We start from the raw sequence: 1,389 nt of genomic DNA on the forward strand, positions 1-1,389 counted from the left end.
GGAAGGTGCGAATAAGCGGGGAAATTCTTCTCGGCTGACTCAGTCATTTCATTTCTTCATGTTTGAGCCGATTTTTTCTCCCGTAAATGCCTTGAATCAGCCTATTTAGACCGTTTCTTCGCCATTTAAGGCGTTATCCCCAGTTTTTAGTGAGATCTCTCCCACTGACGTATCATTTGGTCCGCCCGAAACAGGTTGGCCAGCGTGAATAACATCGCCAGTTGGTTATCGTTTTTCAGCAACCCCTTGTATCTGGCTTTCACGAAGCCGAACTGTCGCTTGATGATGCGAAATGGGTGCTCCACCCTGGCCCGGATGCTGGCTTTCATGTATTCGATGTTGATGGCCGTTTTGTTCTTGCGTGGATGCTGTTTCAAGGTTCTTACCTTGCCGGGGCGCTCGGCGATCAGCCAGTCCACATCCACCTCGGCCAGCTCCTCGCGCTGTGGCGCCCCTTGGTAGCCGGCATCGGCTGAGACAAATTGCTCCTCTCCATGCAGCAGATTACCCAGCTGATTGAGGTCATGCTCGTTGGCCGCGGTGGTGACCAGGCTGTGGGTCAGGCCACTCTTGGCATCGACACCAATGTGGGCCTTCATGCCAAAGTGCCACTGATTGCCTTTCTTGGTCTGATGCATCTCCGGATCGCGTTGCTGCTCTTTGTTCTTGGTCGAGCTGGGTGCCTCAATGATGGTGGCATCGACCAAGGTGCCTTGAGTCATCATGACGCCTGCTTCGGCCAGCCAGCGATTGATGGTCTTGAACAATTGGCGGGCCAGTTGATGCTGCTCCAGCAGGTGGCGGAAATTCATGATGGTGGTGCGGTCCGGCAAGGCGCTATCCAGGGATAACCGGGCAAACAGACGCATGGAGGCGATTTCGTACAGAGCATCTTCCATCGCGCCATCGCTCAGGTTGTACCAATGCTGCATGCAGTGAATGCGTAGCATGGTTTCCAGCGGATAAGGTCGCCGGCCATTACCAGCCTTGGGGTAAAACGGCTCGATGACTTCCACCATGTTTTGCCATGGCAGAATCTGCTCCATGCGGGACAAGAAAATCTCTTTTCTGGTCTGACGGCGCTTACTGCTGAATTCACTGTCGGCGAAGGTAAGTTGATGACTCATGATGAACCCTGTTCTATGGCTCCAGATGACAAACATGATCTCATATCAGGGACTTGTTCGCACCTTCCTTAGTGAAGTCATTTTTGTCAAGCAGGTTGATTTTGTAATCAACGAAAGTAGACATATTTTTGTTGAAGTAATAGGTTGCACCTACATCAACATATTTGACTAAGTCCTGATCGCCCCATACTCCAAGATCCTTACCTTTAGATTGCAGGTAAGCAACGGACGGACGCAGACCGAAATCGAACTGATATTGTGC

The 1,389-nt window shown here is 51.3% G+C and carries 2 protein-coding genes; both read right to left on the minus strand.

Going from position 1 to position 1,389, the window contains the following annotated elements; genetic code table 11:
• Positions 1–146: 146 nt before the first annotated feature.
• Positions 147–1,127: an IS5-like element IS5 family transposase gene (locus A39O_RS0109425; protein WP_000019403.1), complete on the minus strand. Its 981-nt coding sequence runs from the start codon at positions 1,125–1,127 to the stop codon at positions 147–149.
• A 40-nt stretch (positions 1,128–1,167) separates the two neighbouring features.
• On the minus strand, positions 1,168–1,389 hold a 222-nt coding region (locus A39O_RS38185), incomplete at its 5' end, for a porin (protein WP_211211562.1).

Origin of the sequence: Lamprocystis purpurea DSM 4197 (assembly GCF_000379525.1) — a bacterium.
Classification (GTDB): domain Bacteria; phylum Pseudomonadota; class Gammaproteobacteria; order Chromatiales; family Chromatiaceae; genus Thiodictyon; species Thiodictyon purpureum.